Below are 15,653 nucleotides of genomic sequence, written 5' to 3' on the forward strand. Positions count from 1 at the left end.
ATGGCTAGACATGGTACTCTGGGATTGGGTCATGAAGGCACCTACTCTCTTATTTTCTTGGCGATTATAAGAATAGGTCTTCATGGCCTTTTTGTCTATAGTTGGTCTAGTTCATTGGGTGTTGCACTTCAATTGTAAACTCGGCTAAATATAATGTTCGCATTTTTTACTCCTATTACAGAATTAAGATTATTTATTGGCCAAGTGCACTAATAAATTTTTGATGCTTACAAATGATTGATCATACTAGCCGAATAAGCAGCACCAAACCCATTATCCACATTGACCACCGTGATCCCAGAAGCGCAACTATTCAACATGGTCAATAATGCGGTCAGTCCTTGAAAATTAGTCCCATAGCCAATACTCGTCGGTACGGCGATCAATGGTTTATCGATCAAGCCACCAACCACACTGGCTAAGGCCCCTTCCATACCGGCGATCACGATCACCACTTTGGCACCGCGGATCACATCAAGTCGGTTAAATAAACGCTGAATACCGGCCACACCAACATCATAGATTCGTTCCACCCGGTTACCATAAGTTTCCGCCGTAACGGCGGCTTCCTCGGCAACTGGTATATCAGACGTTCCAGCCGTCACCACCGCAATATAGCTATCACTTGCTGGTAGCGCCGTACCAATAACGGCACAACGGGCTTCCGGATAGTAAGTTGCCGCTGGTAATGCCGCCTGCACCGCATTAAACTTTTCTACTGACAAGCGGGTGATCAGAATCGGCTGATTTTGCTGTTGCAAGGTTTGCGCAATCCCAATGATCTGCGCTGCCGTTTTACCAGCACCATAGATCACTTCGGGAAAGCCATTGCGTTGCTGCCGACCGAGATCGACTTGGGCATAACCAATATCAGCGATCGGTGACTGACTTAATTGCGCGCCAGCAGCTGTTGGCGTGACTTGGCCGCTAGCGACTTGCTGCAACAATGCCTGCATCTCTGTTTGTTCCATGTTATTGCACGATCACGCCGAGGCCATCAGGGATGACCACAACTTTAGCCGCTTGACCTTCGCGTTTGTAGGCACTAGCTAAGGCCGCATCCAACGAAGTGGCAAGTTCCATATGCATATCGGTGATCAATTGTGGGTCAACTAAGTCAGAAACAAAAATCACGTGATGATGCACTAAAATTCGGGCAAAAATCTGTGCGGTCCATTGATCGGGAATTGTTTTTAACCGTGGCGTGTTGATGGCCTGCTCCAAAAAGTCTTTCGGATCAGCAACATCAGCTAAATTATGATAAAAGCCTTCGCCACCATGACCGTCACGAGAACCAGCGACCATAATGATCGTGCCGCCCTCTTTGTTTGTTGCTTCAGCAGCTGTCATTCCTTTGACCGCCTGATAAATATTTTGATCTAACGGAAAGCCACCATTAGTCGAAATCGCGATATCGCAAGGAATTTTTTTAACGCTGGATAACTTTTTAACAAAATCGCAGCCAACTTTATGGGCAGCTTCCATGTCGCCAGCAAAGGAGCCAATAATTTTTTTATCTTCGTCCAAAACTACATTGATGATAAAAGCTAAATTAGCAGTCCGGGCAGCGTACACCATGTCTTTATGGATCGGATTGTGCATTAAATTACCCGTCCGCGCTTTATTTGAATTAATAAATTCGCCAGAATGGTTGGCCATGATTGTTTTATATGACGCAACCCCTGGTAAAACTGACTTACGACCGCCAGAAAAACCAGCAAAGAAATGTGATTCGATGAAGCCTTCAGAAATCAATAAATCAGCTTCAGCAGCGACTTTATTGATCAGACAATCGCCACCAGATGGGAGTTGACCTATTTTGACCACTGAACTGTCATCAGTGGAAATGTGCATAACGATTTCTTCGTTGGCCACAATATCCGCACCGTATTTGTTAACTAATTCTTCATGCGTTGATGGTCGATGGAAACCAGTGGCCACCAAAATGCGGATCTGTGCGTCTGGCGCAACGCTGCGCAACCGGCGTAACAGGATCGGCGTAATGATATGTGAGGGCACTGGCCGCGTGTGATCCGAACTAATGATAACAATATTTTTCTTACCCTGAGCTAGTTCTTCCAGGCTCGCCGAACCAATTGGGTGGTCTAACGACTTTTCGACGGTCTCCTTTTCGGTAAAGTCGTTATGATATGTTGCCGCCTCTGAAACTAATTTACCAGCAAAATTTTCCGCAGCAATGTTGGCGGTAATTGTTTTTTTATCATATGGTAAGTCAATAGCTACCATTGATGACATCCTCTTCCTCTTATGTGTTTTTATACGCACTCTCAGTTATACGCATCTTTTTTCGGCTTGTCTGCTACGTTTAGCATTTTCAAAGTGGGTTAACAAATGTATACTTTAAATGCTGACGCTAATTTTTGCCAAAAGACTATGATACGTTAAGTAATTGTAATTTTGAGGCGACCATAGCTTAACTTGCATGAAAGCGCGTTCCATTTCTACCTATATAAAGGCCGATTCGACGCTCTCAAAACTTACATGAAAGAAATGAAGACGATATGGTATTGACCGATATTGAATATTTAATTAGTTATCTTGAAGCCCAACACGTTCCGGAGATTCACAAAAAGCGACATACGTATCTCACTTATCACGGGCTTTCTGAGCATTACACCTACATTTTGAAACAAGGGATCATCAAAAACAGTATTATTTTACAGGACGGTCGTGAATTCAACTTATCCTATATTGCCAAGCCTGATGTCATTTCTTTATTGCGCGACGAAGTTTCTAAATTCACATCACAACCGTTTAATGTTCGTGTCGAATCAGATGAAGCCACTTTCTACCAAATTGATCGCGTCACGTTTTGGAAATACGTTAATGCTAATCCTGAATTACAAAATTACATTAAAAATTATTACCGCAAAAAGTTGTCAGAAAATATTTTTCGATTACAACGTATGGTGATGAACGGAAAAAAAGGCGCATTGTGCGCTTTTATTTACAGCTTGATCGATTTATTTGGTCGCCAAATTTCCGAAGGTATTTTGATCGATTTTAGCGTTACTAATGATGATATTGCTGGTTTCTGCGGTATCAGTTCACGTAGTAGCGTTAATCGGATGCTGAACGAGTTGAAACAAGATGGCGCTCTGACCACGAAAAATCGTAAATTCATCATCACCGATATCAGTTATTTGATCGATCATATTGCCAATTAAAACAGTGTTAAGGAGCGAGTTACTTGCATATTCCAGATAATTATTTAAGTCCTGCCACTTGCGGCGTGATGCTCACGGCGATGGCGCCGATTTGGACTGTATCAGTCCTTAAAGTGAAAGCCCAGATCAAAGAAAAAAAAGAGACCGTGCCGTTGATCGGTGTTGCCGCTGCGCTAGCTTTTTTGATCATGATGTTTAATCTGCCGATTCCTGGTGGCACCACTGCCCATGCGGTGGGTGGCACTTTACTGGCGGTACTGTTAGGTCCGTGGGCAGCTTGTTTGGCTTTGTCGCTCACCCTATTACTGCAGGCGTTGCTATTTGGCGACGGCGGTATACTGACGTTCGGCGCCAATGCATTCAATATGGCGGTGATCATGCCCTTTGTTGGCTATGCCTGCTATCAAATCGGCCGCCGGTTGCATCATGAAAAAATCGGCTTAGCTATCGGCGCCTACGTGGGAATTAATTTGGCGGCGTTAACTGCCAGTATCGAGCTAGGCTTACAGCCATTATTAGCACATAGCAGTAATGGTACGCCGCTTTACTGTCCTTATGGGCTTAACATTACGATTCCCGCCATGTTGCTGGCTCATTTATTAGTTGCTGGTTGGGTGGAAGCGTTGTTCAGCGTTTTAGTTTATCAATTTATCAAAAAAGCGGCGCCAGATACGTTGTATCGAGCGCCGGCCACTGCAAAATCATTTAAAGCTTTTTACGGCTTATTAATTGGCTTGATCGTTCTTTCACCGCTGGGCTTACTGGCTTCTGGCACAGCCTGGGGTGAATGGAGTAATCAAGAATTGACGCACCGTTTACATACTGCGGCACCAGTCGGCATGACCCATGGTGTTCATTTCAATGCTTTATTCAGTGACTACGCGATCCACGGCTTAAATTTACCGTTGGGCTATATCTTATCCGCCTTAACTGCAGTTCTGATTTTTGCCGTCTTAATGCGAGTGTTGCAGCATGAGCACTAAGTTACCCAGCTGGTTGACCACCAACACGCCACTACCAACTGCCAGTAGTCGGCATCATTTTTTAGAGCAAAACAGTCACCGGTTAGAAGGTCTATTGGCGCGCTTTAGTCAAGCTGCCGAACAAGCACAACCAGCGTTAAAACATTACCTACCGCCACAAATCAAGTTATTAACCACCTTCGGCAGTGTTTTATTGCTATCGCTTAATCAGAATTTACTATTGTTGTGGCTAATTTTATTAGTTGATCTAGGCTTATTACTGACGCTGCCGCAGTTTTATTTGCGCCGCGTTTTACGCCAAACGCTGACCACCGCTGCGATGGCTTTATTACTGATTCTACCTAGCTTGTTATTAAATGCTAACGTCTGGCTATTCGCCAGTAAAACAGCGTTGATCCTGCTTAACCTCAATTACTACCGTACTACAACAACCTTTAGTCAAGTGATCCAGGCGCTACAGCAACTACACTGCCCCAATGGCTTGATTTTTGTGGTCGATATTACGCTGACTTATTTGAAAATGCTAGGCGAATTTTTGCTGGGCTTTTTGCAGGCGGTCACGCTGCGGACAGTTGGTCAAACTAAGCATCCCTACCGCACGATCGGCTTGCTTTTTGGCACGTTATACTTAAAAACTCGTGACTACGCTTTAGCACTGTATGCCGCCATGGAAGCGCGTGGTTTTATCGGTGAATACCCTAGAGTTCCCCGCACCCGCAAGCCGTGGCGCGATAATTTGTATATAATTCTTGATTTGGCTATTTTCGGCCTATTATTTCTATTTGGGAGGTGAGCGTCACGTTAAAATTAAAACAGCTTAGCTACGACTACCCTAATGGTACTGGATTAGCGAACATTAATTTAGAAATTACCGCTGGCGAATTTGTTTGCTTCATGGGGCCAAATGGTTCCGGAAAATCAACGTTGTTTAATATTTTAAGTGGCTTGAAGGTCGCCACCAGCGGGGCTTATTATTTCCAGCAAACACAGATCGACGCCTCCTATCTAAAAAAACCACAGCAACGGCAACGATTTCATCAGCAAATTGGTTTCGTTTTTCAAAATAGCGATGTGCAACTCTTTAATTTAACCGTTGCCGATGAAGTGGCCTTTGGCTTACGTCAACTGCCATTAAGCCCAGCTGAAATCACCCAGCGGGTCAACGATTGCCTAGAACTAACTGGCTGTAGCCAATTACGCGATCGCGTACCCTATCACTTATCCGGCGGTGAAAAAAAGCGGGTCGCCCTCGCCAGTGTGCTGGCGTTAAATCCCAGCGTACTGATCCTTGATGAACCGCTAAATGGCCTGACCCCCGCTGCACAGCAAGAAATACGCCATTTGCTGACTCAACTGCAGCAAGCTGGCAAAACAATTTTGATTGCTAGCCATGACTACGTGCAGATCAAAGCCACCGCACAGCGCTTTATTGTTTTCAATGAAGCACACCAAATTGCCTATGACGTTGATCAAGCAACACTCGCCGCTAAACCAGAGCTAGAGGCCGAATTAGCTTTACTGTAAAACAAACGTCATTAAAGCAAAATCGCTTAATGACGTTTGTTTACGTATAATCTATTTGTTATTTCGCTATTTTATTATACGATTTTAATAATTATCATTTAATTGGGGGTGGCAAATATGATTTTATTAGGGTCTTTGGTCAATAGCTTAGCAATCATTGGTGGTAGTCTACTCGGAACAGTATTACGAAATATTAGTGAACAAACTAAGGATACCGTGACTAAAGGCATCGGTATTGGTGTGGTTGCCCTTGGCTTACAAATGGCAGTAAAAACAAACGCCTTTACTTTGATCATCATTAGTCTCTGCCTAGGCGCCATGCTTGGTGAAGCGCTAAAAATTGAGGAACGAATGAATCATTTAGGACTTTTTTTGCAGAAACACTTTGCTAAAAATAACGGTAATTTTGCTGAAGGTTTTGTTACCAGTACATTGATTTTTGTCATTGGCTCAATGGGGATCATCGGTGCGATTCAAAGTGGCGTGTCTGGCGATAATCAAACGCTGTACACCAAAGCTGTCATGGACGGCTTTATGGCGATCATGCTAACCGCTTCGCTGGGGCTCGGCGTTCTATTCTCCAGCTTACCGGTTTTTATTTACCAAGGCTTGATCACCCTAGTTGCCAGTGTGCTGATCAGCTATGTCCCACACACGCTGATCACAATTTTAATGGCCGGCATCAGCCAGATCGGCGGCTTGTTGATCATCGCAATTGGCTTGAATGTTATGCGCCTAACCAAGATCCGCGTATCTAATTTTCTACCTAGTTTAGTGCTCATGGTTATTTTTCAGTCGCTTCAATATTTTTATTTCTAACTGTGCATAACACTGACCACCAACGATTTATTTAACTAAGTTTTCCACCTTAAACTCAACTTATCAACATTACTGCCGACTTATCCACCAATAAAAGTGACCACTATCCGTAAACGACAAAAAAAGCAAAGTTATTAACACTAAGTGTGCGTAACTTTGCTTTTTTAATTGTTATCCACAAGTTTAACCTTGCAGTAAGGTCACCACCAAAACCAAGACAGCGCCTAAAAACTGAATAAAATCAAACAAAAAGTGGGTCATAATATTTTGCCAAATATTATGCGACCAATAATAAATCAGCGCGTACCACGCACCCACCGCCATGTACGGCACCATTGCAATAATATTACCGTCAAAATTATTCCAGTGCACTAAACCAAACAAAACTGCAGAGAGAATAAACATTAGCCAAGTCAAGATTCCGCGTTGCTTCCATTGATAAAAAAGCGCATGCCGAAAAATAATTTCTTCGGTAAACGGTGCCAGCAATACGGTCAAGCTAGCTGCAAAACTAACCAATGCGGGTTGAATACTGAGCACATCTGGCCCGCTACCAACCGCTAATGGCTTCAACACCAAACGTACAGCCGCTAAAATAGCGTACGACACGAAGACACCGCCAATTGCCCATAGGCTGTTGCGCAACCAATGTCGTTTAAATCGTGGCCAGTCGGCTTTCAAAACCGAGCCATACAACCAAAGCGCACCGCAAAAACCGAGCAAGAACACGAGATCCATAATGATCACCCGCCCGAGCTGACCATGGACTAATTTGATTGCTAGCGGAACGATCAATAATTCTAACGGCGGAATTAAGCAAACTAACACCGTTTTCCAGGGATCGATCCACAGCCGTCGATTCGAATAATGTGGGCCAAACGATGGCTGATGCTCAGTCACGTGTCGCAATCCCGGCTGCAAACGATTTTTTCTTAACAGATAAACACCTAGTAGCACAAAAAATACGGCGTAAACGCTACTGGTTACTAAGCTTGTTCCAGCCGTATTGCTTAACGTGCCAAAAGCCAACTGATCAAAGCTATCGATCAGTGTGTGACCAATGATCGGTAGCCATAGATTCTTCGTGATCAAATAAATCACCGCAAAGAAGAAGCCGATGCCACAAGCGGCTAGTACCTGCGCCACAGTATTGATCAGGTCACCGTCACTTAGATTAGCGATATGCACAACGGCAAAGGTCAGCGCACTTAAGGTAGCAGTCAGTCCTGCACCCAAACGAAACTCCGTCGCTAAATAATTGACCAACAAACCGCGGAACACATACTCCTCCACCACTCCGATTGCTAGTCCAAGGCCCAGCGCCCATAAAATATGCGCCCAATCAAACGTGAAATGCGGCTTTAAGGTCGCGTCACCTAGCAAAACAACAATAACTGGTAAAACGAGATACCAACGTCTAAAACTAAACCGCCAACTAACCCGTTGCCGTAAATAAAAGTGATTCAGCCCTAACCAGAATAATAAAACAATGACTTCAGTAACGATTTGTTGCGCCGGGACCAATGAAACAGAAAATAAATTAAAAGTTAAATTAGTGATCACACCAGCAATCGTCAATATAAAAAGTGCTAGAAACACGGTACAACCAATAAATAATGGCACGTTTCGTTTCAATTAAATCACCCCACTAAAATTTGCCAATGCGAAAGCGTTCACACTGAACTATAGCAGAACAATTTTATCTTGCCAAATCTGAATAACCTAAATTTGCCTACTGATATTCGAGATTGATAATTTTAGCGACTTCTTTGAAGTTTTCCGCTTCACTCTTTTTTATTCTTCAGCTTATTATTCATGATCATTTCCACGGTTTGGTCCATGTTGGCGCGGTAATGATCATCCTTGAGTAGCATGGTAGTAATAATATCTAAAACATAAGTCAGTGCAAATTGCGAATTAACGAAGCGGCTATTATCAACAAAGTTACTATTTTTAACCACCAGCGCTAAATCGGACTGCTCGACCAACGGACTACGACTAAAACCAGTGATTGCAATAACTTGAGCACCGTTTTTTTTAGCTGCAGTTACTGCTTGGTTAACTTCACTGGTGTTCCCCGAAGTTGACAGCACCAAAATAACATCGCCGCGTTGCATAATGCCACTGGTAATATACATCATGTGGCTATCCGTCATGGCAAAAGCAGTAATGCCCATCCGGATCAAGCGCTGGGCCATTTCATTAGCGGTATAGCCAGAACTACCTAAGCCAAATAAATACAGACGTTGGCTGTGCTGCATTAATTGTACGACTTCAGTTAACGTTTTCGGATCCAATAGCTGCTGCGTCGCCTTCAACACTTTTTGATAAAAGTCATAAACGTCGTCCGCGATCGTCCCTTTGGTTGGAACAGCTGGTTCCGGCGATACACCCACCTTGGCTAATTGAATTTTAAATTCATAAAAATTGGCACACTTCATTTTTTTCACGAAACGTGTGATCGTTGCGTTGCTAACACCAACACTTTCGGCTAAATGGTTAATGCTTAATTGCTGGATTTTTTCTGGCTCTTGTAGCACCTTTAGCGCCACCTTACGCTCCTGCCGGGATAGCTCAACGTATTGCGCTTCCACTAATTGCATAATATTTTCATGTTCTACCATTATTTACCCCCTTGGGCTGTAACGCTGTTCCGCTTCCAAAAATTATTTTACCATATTTGTTGCCCATCGCCATGATACAAGTTGAGCCAGAAAATTTAATATAAAAAGCACTACGATTATTAAGTCACCTTAATAATTATAGTACTTCCTACAATAACTTTTGATCAAAGTGCCGCAATGAACCGACTAGCAATTTCTAATGGCCGCGTAATGGCGCCACCAACGACAACTGCTTGACAGCCAAGTTCCAAGCAACGCTTCATTTTTTCCGGTGTATCGATCTTACCTTCAGCGACTACCGGATGCTTAACTTGCTTCAATACTGCCTTTAAATATTCGAAATCATTATCAGCAACATTCGTGCCCTGCGACTTAGGCGTGTAGCCCCGCATGGTGGTACCGATAATATCAAAACCAAGTTCGTCCGCGATCAAGGCATTTTCCAGAATATCGGTATCCGCCATTAACAACGTATCCGGAAATTCCTGCTTAAATTGCGCCACAATATCCGCCAATTTTTCACCATTAGGCCGTGGTTCACCCGTCACCTGACAAGCAACTACTTCCACGCCAGTTGCTGCTACTGCGCGCATTTCTTTCATCGTCGGCGTGATATAAACTGGTGAATCAGGATAATCTGTTTTGGCAATACCGATCATCGGTAAGTCTGTTTCGTCCTGAATCGCTTGAATATCCACTACCGAATTAGCGCGAATCCCAACTGCGCCTGCCCTTTTAGCTGCCCGTGCCATTCGCGCCATAATAAACGAACTATGCAATGGCTCATCTGGTAGGGCCTGACAGGAAATAATCAATTTTCCTTTTACTGTCTCTAAAAATGTATTTGTCATCATGACGGCTCTTTTCTACTTACTAGAATTTATTTAATATATTGTTCGTAAATCTTTTTAGCACCAGCACGCATTTCTGCCGTTGGTTTGCTCATTGGTGCTTTGCTATAACCAGCATGAACACCCATTTCTTCGAAGACCAACTTAAGACTTGGGTAAATATCATTATCGATCAACGCCAGGATAAACTTATTGCTAACATCCTGTAACTCAAAGACTTTCTTCATGTCGCCGGCTTCATACGCTGCAATTTCTGCCTTAGCCCGAGCAGCGTTTAAGTTGAAGGTTGAACCGATCGCACCATCAATACCCAGTGGTAAAGCGGAGATCAACATTTCGTCAGTCCCAAAGTAGATCTTCTTATCAGGAAAAGCAGAACGTAGACGTTGTAATAATAGGAAGTCGTTATTTGTATATTTAACGCCGATAATTTTAGGATTTTCAAATAATTTAGCAAATTCAGCTAAAGAAAGCGTGACCCCAGACAAAGCTGGAATCGAGTAGATGATCAGTTGAACATCCAAGCCTGCAAGGATTTGATCGTAGTAATCTTTGATCTGCTCAAAAGTGAAATGATAGTAGAATGGCGGTACGGCAGAAATTGTTTTATAACCGAGTTCAACGGCGTATTTCGCTAATTCTTTGGCTTCCTTCAAGTTAACTGACCCCACTTGAGCAATTAAATCCGCTTTGCCCGCAGTTTCATCATAAGCAATTTTGTAAGCTTGTTTGCGTTCCGCAGTACTTAACATGAAGCTTTCCCCAGTACTGCCACCGACGTACAAACCATCAATATGGTTATGATCAATATTGTAGCGAACCATTTCACGGATACCGCTTTCGTTAATAGTATCGTCTTCGTTAAACGCTGTCATTAGTGCAGAATATAGTTTTTTCATAATATAATAGCCTCATTTTTCTAAATTTTGTAATGAATCGCTCAATTCATCCAACCGCTCACCAAGAAGAATACAACAAGGTAAAAAGTATTTCAAGTTAAATATTCGGTAAAAATTATCATAATAGTCCATCATCACTTTCATATCAGTGAAAATATAAATTATTAATATTTTAATTTGAGAAAATAATTATTACATGCTACCATAAAATCAATTCATCCAATAAAAACCGCATCTAATAGAAAATGAGATGATCTGATGAGTAAACTTTTTTTAGCTTTTGATATTGGTGGTACGACGATCAAGTACAGTTTAGTCGATGAACAGCTCCAGCTTAGTGCTGGTGGGCGTTGTTCAACTGAACATAACCGTGCTGGCCACATTCTTAAGCAATTACAGGCGCTGACCGCAACTTACCAGCAACAATATACTTTAAGTGGTATTGGTATCAGCACTGCTGGCATCGTTGGTGACGAAGGTCAGATTCAGTATGCTGGCCCCACCATTCCTGGCTACCAAGGAACGCCATTGAAACAAGCACTAGAACAGCAAAGTGGTCTGCCGGTAGTCGTCGTTAATGACGTTGATGCCGCCTTACTCGGCGAGCAATTAGCTGGTGCAGCACAAGGAAAAGCTGCCGTCTACTGCGTCGCTTTAGGCACTGGCATCGGTGGTGCTTATTTAGATCATGGCCAATTACTAAATGGTGCCCACGCCACGGCTAATTCCTTGGGCTACACGCTTTATGACCCGCAGACACAGACCAATTATGAACAAAGAGCGTCGACTTTAACCTTGGAACATCAATTAATTGATCACAAAACCAGCGTACCCGAAGCCTTTGCTAAGGCGCGGCAGCAGGAAACACCATTTACCACGATCATCAATAACTGGGCGGCGGAAGTCGCCACTGGCCTAGCCAATATAATTTTGCTATTTGATCCTGAAATTCTCTTGATTGGTGGCGCCGTTTCGCAACAAGGTGACTTCTTATTGGCCCTACTTAATCAAGCACTAGACCCACTATTACCGCCTGATTTATGTCAAACTGAGCTGCGTGTCACCCAGTTAGCAGACCAAGCTCAATTATTTGGTGCCGTTGCTGATTTTTATAATTAAGCGTTTACAAATATTTTTTATTGTGCTAAGGTACTGGATGTAATGAATCGCTCATAAATTCAACCGCTAGTAATAACCTCGAGTTAAGCCGAGGGTTATTACTAGCGGTTTTTTGTTCTGCTCATCGCTTATGTCTTACCGAAACGGTTTGAATTATTGTGTAGTAGAAAGGTGGCACAACAATGAAAGTTTCAATTAATACAGCAGTATTCCTAGATGAATTACAAGCGCAGGTTTCACAGTTAACGTGTTTACAACAGTTGACTGCTACAGCAATTGACGCCATCGAAGTTCGTGGTGAATTTTTCCAACCAGCAACTAAAGCAACCGAGTTACAAAAAATCGATCAATTATGCCAACAGCAAAATTGGCAGTTCTACTATTCGGTCCCAGAAGAACTCTTTCAAGGTTCGCAAGTCAATCCCCAGCTGGCAGCTAATCTTGCTATGGCGCAACAAAATCACATTAAATCACTTAAATTCAGCTTAGGTGATTGCCAACAGATCTCGTCGACTGTTTTAGCTAAGCTGCAGCACCAATTAGCGGCAACCACGGTTCAAGTCACCATTGAAAATCAACCCAATGAGTACGGTCGCCTAAGTAATATCGAATCTCAGCTTACCTTGCTCAAAACAGCGCAATCAAGTCTCGGCTATACTTTCGATGCTGGTAATTGGTGTTGGGTCGACACGGTACCGTTAACAGCGTTCAACAAGCTGCAGTCAGCCATTACTGTCTTCCATCTAAAAGCCATTGAAAATCAGGAAACTGTTCTATTGACGAAACCAGCAGCAGATTGGCAGCAAATGTTAGCCCAATTACAGCCAACAATCCCTGTCTTTCTGGAATATGCCATCCCGACTAAACAATTAGCAGCGCAAATCGATTTAGTCAATCAACAATTGCAACAACGGCAGGCAGCATTATGACTTATTTAATGCAATTAGTCATTATCTTGCTGCTGACCAAACTAGGCGCGCATCTCTCCAACCTACTTAAATTACCTAGCGTGATCGGTGAGTTACTGATTGGTGTATTGGCAGGACCGGCAGTTTTTCATTTATTAACGCCAACCAGCTTCATTCAGTATTTTTCTGAGTTTGGCGTCATTATTTTAATGTTCATCGCTGGCTTAGAAGGCGACTTGAATTTACTGATGCGTTACTGGCGCCCTGCACTGACTGTTGCTACTTTAGGCGTTATTTTCCCAACCGTCAGTGCCGCCGCTTTATGTATCTACGTCTTCAACTTTCAGTGGACCACTGCTATTTTCATTGGTTTGGTTCTGAGTGCCACCTCGGTCAGCATCTCAGTTCAAGTATTAAAAGAGATGCACCGCCTAAATAGTCGCGAAGGTGCCATTATTTTAGGTGCTGCCGTGGCCGACGATATCATGTGTGTGATTTTACTCGGTATCTGCGTGGGCCTTTTTGGTAGTGGCGCAGCCGCTAGTAACCAGTCGTTACCAATAATGCTACTCACCAAGCTACTATTCTTTGGCGCCATGTTTGTCTTAGGCAAATGGTTCGTACCGCGCTTCCTGCAATTTTTCAGTAAACTAACTGCCAGCGAGAACGAAACGACAGCTGCACTTATTTTATGTTTTGGCTTTGCGGCACTTGCTGTTGCACTAGGCATGAGTGATGTGCTCGGTGCTTACTTTGCCGGCTTAGCCATTTCCGAAACGACTTTTAAAGAAAAGCTAGCTTTGAAAATCGAACCGATTGGCTACGCGGTTTTCATTCCCGTATTTTTCGTCAGTATCGGCTTGAATATTAGTTTTGCTGGTATGCAACATGATTTAATTTTCATCACCTCCTTGATCATCATTGCCATTATTGGAAAACAAATTGGCGGCGCACTTGGCGTGCGACTATTCCATCTAGATTGGTCGGCCGCAAATGTGGTCGGCGCTGGTATGATCTCACGTGGTGAAATGGCTTTAGTGGTTGCCAATGTCGCTTTAAACACCCATTTAATCGACCAAAACCACTACACAGCAATGATCATCGTGACTGTGGTGACCACAATCATAGCACCATTCATTCTAAAAATATTTATTCAACAATCTGATCAGCAACAAGTAAATTCTATGAAACTTAATGAGGTGAAACAATGAGTAAAGCTGGTTTTGGTACCCTTAATTGGGCCGTATTAATTGTTTATTTGCTTGCAATGCTTGGTGTCGGGGCTTATTTCACGCGTAAAGCGAGTAAAAATACCGATTCATTCTTTAAAGCAGAAGGCAGTGTGCCTGCATGGGCTGCCGGTTTTAGTATTTACGCCACGACCTTAAGCGCCATTACTTTCATGTCGACGCCTGAACAAGCTTTTTTACAAGATTGGTCATACGCCTTCGGTAATCTAAGTATTTTCTTAATGGTGCCATTCTTAATCAAATACTATGTGCCTTTCTTTAGAAAGTTAAAGGTTACCAGTGCTTACGAGTATCTTGAAGAACGTTTTCATCCCGTAATGCGTGTGTTAGGTAGTATCCTATTCATGCTTTATCACCTTGGTCGAGTCGCAATTGTTATTTACTTGCCGATCATTGCGATCACATCGGTTTCTGATATTAACCCAATTATCATCGCCTTTATTGTCGGTGGGTTATGTATCGTTTATACCTTCTTAGGCGGCATCGAAGGCGTTATCTGGAGTGATGTTATCCAAGGCATGCTACTTTTAGGCGGCGCCCTACTGGTTTGTCTTTTAGGTGCACACTATATTTCTGGTGGTTGGGGCACAATTGCCCACGATGCCGTGACCAACCACAAATTAATTTCTGGGTATGATTTCCAGTTTAGCGACGTTTCTCGTTTCATACCTTTAATTTTTGCTGGCCAAATCTTTAACGGTTTGTATCAATATACTGGTAGTCAAGATGTCGTCCAGCGTTATCAAACAACTAGTTCCATGAAAGAAGCTGCCAAATCTTTATGGACGAATGGTTTCTTGGCACTGATCACGATTCCAATTTTCTACGGTATGGGTACAGTCTTATTCAGCTACTATAAACACACTGAGGTCTTGCCAAAAAACTTCAACACTTCAGCACTTGTTCCTTACTTTATCGTTAACGTTTTACCTGCAGGCATTGCTGGCTTAGTAATTGCCGCAATTTTCGCTGCAGCTCAGTCGACTGTTGCTTCAAGTCTAAACGCAATTTCTTCCTGTGCGGTAACAGATTTCAAGCAGCGTTTCTTCGATGATAAATTCAAAAAAATTAGCGATGTTACTTTAGCTCGAATCATCATTATTTGTGCTGGATTAATCAGCTTAGCGTTAGCTGTTTACTTAATGCTAGGTAACACATCACAAACTTGGAATTTATTCTTAGCTATTACTGGGATCTTCGGTGTGCCAATTGCTGGAATCTTCGCTGTTGGTATTTTTACCGAAAAAGCCAACACACCTGGTGTATTAACTGGTCTAATTACAAGTGCCATTATTACCTACTTTGTACAAGCTTCAGCTGCATCACCATTCATTGTTAGCTGTGTTTCCTTTATCTCAGCTTTCGGTATTAGTTATATTGTCAGTCTCTTTACACCTAAATTCCATAAAAATATTGTTGGTTTGACGGTTTCAACCAAGGACCAAGAATATACTGGTAAATAAGCTATCTATTTACGAATTCAACTGA

The 15,653-nt window shown here is 42.8% G+C and carries 15 protein-coding genes; 9 read left to right on the forward strand and 6 right to left on the reverse strand.

Annotated features, from left to right (window positions below):
- Positions 1-227: 227 nt before the first annotated feature.
- Both larB and larA read right to left on the reverse strand, forming a co-directional pair.
- On the reverse strand, positions 228-971 hold the full coding sequence (larB, locus tag EKM76_RS04860; RefSeq protein ID WP_125549577.1) for a nickel pincer cofactor biosynthesis protein LarB: 744 nt from the start codon (positions 969-971) through the stop codon (positions 228-230).
- Position 972: 1 nt separating this feature from the next.
- Entirely contained in the window at positions 973-2,247 is a 1,275-nt protein-coding gene (larA, locus tag EKM76_RS04865) for a nickel-dependent lactate racemase (protein ID WP_125549578.1), read from the reverse strand.
- A 275-nt stretch (positions 2,248-2,522) separates the two neighbouring features.
- On the opposite strand from larA, the gene EKM76_RS04870 reads away from it, so the two are divergent.
- The 5 genes from EKM76_RS04870 to EKM76_RS04890 all read left to right on the forward strand — a co-directional run bounded on the left by EKM76_RS04870 (position 2,523) and on the right by EKM76_RS04890 (position 6,514).
- Positions 2,523-3,188 (forward strand): Crp/Fnr family transcriptional regulator, encoded by a 666-nt coding sequence (locus tag EKM76_RS04870; RefSeq protein WP_125549579.1) that lies wholly within the window; start codon positions 2,523-2,525, stop codon positions 3,186-3,188.
- Between the two features lie 23 nt (positions 3,189-3,211).
- On the forward strand, positions 3,212-4,171 hold the full coding sequence (cbiM, locus tag EKM76_RS04875; RefSeq protein WP_125549580.1) for a cobalt transporter CbiM: 960 nt from the start codon (positions 3,212-3,214) through the stop codon (positions 4,169-4,171).
- A complete protein-coding gene (locus EKM76_RS04880; RefSeq protein WP_125549581.1) occupies positions 4,161-4,964 on the forward strand; it encodes an energy-coupling factor transporter transmembrane component T in 804 nt (267 codons plus the stop codon). Before cbiM ends, EKM76_RS04880 begins: the two co-directional genes overlap by 11 nt.
- Positions 4,961-5,695: an energy-coupling factor ABC transporter ATP-binding protein gene (locus tag EKM76_RS04885; protein ID WP_125549582.1), complete on the forward strand. Its 735-nt coding sequence runs from the start codon at positions 4,961-4,963 to the stop codon at positions 5,693-5,695. The genes EKM76_RS04880 and EKM76_RS04885 overlap by 4 nt, the downstream gene beginning before the upstream one ends.
- Before the next feature lie 117 nt (positions 5,696-5,812).
- Positions 5,813-6,514 carry a DUF554 domain-containing protein gene (locus tag EKM76_RS04890; protein ID WP_125549583.1) on the forward strand — a complete coding sequence of 234 codons (702 nt, stop codon included), beginning with the start codon at positions 5,813-5,815 and terminating at the stop codon, positions 6,512-6,514.
- A gap of 183 nt (positions 6,515-6,697) precedes the next feature.
- On the opposite strand, the gene EKM76_RS04895 is transcribed toward EKM76_RS04890, so the two are convergent.
- The 4 genes from EKM76_RS04895 to EKM76_RS04910 form a co-directional block, all read right to left on the reverse strand.
- Entirely contained in the window at positions 6,698-8,149 is a 1,452-nt protein-coding gene (locus tag EKM76_RS04895; RefSeq protein WP_125549584.1) for a CPBP family intramembrane glutamic endopeptidase, read from the reverse strand.
- 149 nt (positions 8,150-8,298) lie between these two features.
- Positions 8,299-9,138, reverse strand: coding sequence for a MurR/RpiR family transcriptional regulator (locus tag EKM76_RS04900; RefSeq protein ID WP_125549585.1), 840 nt, complete (start codon positions 9,136-9,138; stop codon positions 8,299-8,301).
- A gap of 164 nt (positions 9,139-9,302) precedes the next feature.
- Complete coding sequence (locus EKM76_RS04905) at positions 9,303-9,989, reverse strand: N-acetylmannosamine-6-phosphate 2-epimerase (RefSeq protein WP_125549586.1); 687 nt, start codon at positions 9,987-9,989, stop codon at positions 9,303-9,305.
- Between the two features lie 29 nt (positions 9,990-10,018).
- On the reverse strand, positions 10,019-10,888 hold the full coding sequence (locus EKM76_RS04910; protein ID WP_125549587.1) for an N-acetylneuraminate lyase: 870 nt from the start codon (positions 10,886-10,888) through the stop codon (positions 10,019-10,021).
- A gap of 258 nt (positions 10,889-11,146) precedes the next feature.
- Between EKM76_RS04910 and EKM76_RS04915 the strand changes: the two genes are divergently transcribed.
- The 4 genes from EKM76_RS04915 (at position 11,147) to EKM76_RS04930 (ending at position 15,628) form a co-directional block, all read left to right on the forward strand.
- On the forward strand, positions 11,147-12,007 hold the full coding sequence (locus EKM76_RS04915) for an ROK family protein (RefSeq protein ID WP_125549588.1): 861 nt from the start codon (positions 11,147-11,149) through the stop codon (positions 12,005-12,007).
- A 182-nt stretch (positions 12,008-12,189) separates the two neighbouring features.
- Positions 12,190-12,936: a sugar phosphate isomerase/epimerase gene (locus EKM76_RS04920; RefSeq protein WP_125549589.1), complete on the forward strand. Its 747-nt coding sequence runs from the start codon at positions 12,190-12,192 to the stop codon at positions 12,934-12,936.
- Positions 12,933-14,126: a cation:proton antiporter gene (locus tag EKM76_RS04925; RefSeq protein WP_125549590.1), complete on the forward strand. Its 1,194-nt coding sequence runs from the start codon at positions 12,933-12,935 to the stop codon at positions 14,124-14,126. The genes EKM76_RS04920 and EKM76_RS04925 overlap by 4 nt, the downstream gene beginning before the upstream one ends.
- Positions 14,123-15,628, forward strand: coding sequence for a sodium:solute symporter (locus EKM76_RS04930; RefSeq protein ID WP_125549591.1), 1,506 nt, complete (start codon positions 14,123-14,125; stop codon positions 15,626-15,628). Before EKM76_RS04925 ends, EKM76_RS04930 begins: the two co-directional genes overlap by 4 nt.
- Positions 15,629-15,653: the final 25 nt, after the last annotated feature.

Source organism: Loigolactobacillus zhaoyuanensis, assembly GCF_003946385.1.
Taxonomy (GTDB): Bacteria; Bacillota; Bacilli; order Lactobacillales; family Lactobacillaceae; genus Loigolactobacillus; species Loigolactobacillus zhaoyuanensis.

Coding starts and splice junctions, on each gene's coding strand:
- EKM76_RS04900 (WP_125549585.1), bottom strand. CDS start 9,138: ATGGTAGAACATGAAAATATTATGCAATTAGTGGAAGCGCAATACGTT.
- EKM76_RS04890 (WP_125549583.1), top strand. CDS start 5,813: ATGATTTTATTAGGGTCTTTGGTCAATAGCTTAGCAATCATTGGTGGT.
- larB (WP_125549577.1), bottom strand. CDS start 971: ATGGAACAAACAGAGATGCAGGCATTGTTGCAGCAAGTCGCTAGCGGC.
- EKM76_RS04920 (WP_125549589.1), top strand. CDS start 12,190: ATGAAAGTTTCAATTAATACAGCAGTATTCCTAGATGAATTACAAGCG.
- larA (WP_125549578.1), bottom strand. CDS start 2,247: ATGGTAGCTATTGACTTACCATATGATAAAAAAACAATTACCGCCAAC.
- EKM76_RS04930 (WP_125549591.1), top strand. CDS start 14,123: ATGAGTAAAGCTGGTTTTGGTACCCTTAATTGGGCCGTATTAATTGTT.
- EKM76_RS04905 (WP_125549586.1), bottom strand. CDS start 9,989: ATGACAAATACATTTTTAGAGACAGTAAAAGGAAAATTGATTATTTCC.
- EKM76_RS04910 (WP_125549587.1), bottom strand. CDS start 10,888: ATGAAAAAACTATATTCTGCACTAATGACAGCGTTTAACGAAGACGAT.
- EKM76_RS04880 (WP_125549581.1), top strand. CDS start 4,161: ATGAGCACTAAGTTACCCAGCTGGTTGACCACCAACACGCCACTACCA.
- EKM76_RS04915 (WP_125549588.1), top strand. CDS start 11,147: ATGAGTAAACTTTTTTTAGCTTTTGATATTGGTGGTACGACGATCAAG.
- EKM76_RS04870 (WP_125549579.1), top strand. CDS start 2,523: ATGGTATTGACCGATATTGAATATTTAATTAGTTATCTTGAAGCCCAA.
- EKM76_RS04925 (WP_125549590.1), top strand. CDS start 12,933: ATGACTTATTTAATGCAATTAGTCATTATCTTGCTGCTGACCAAACTA.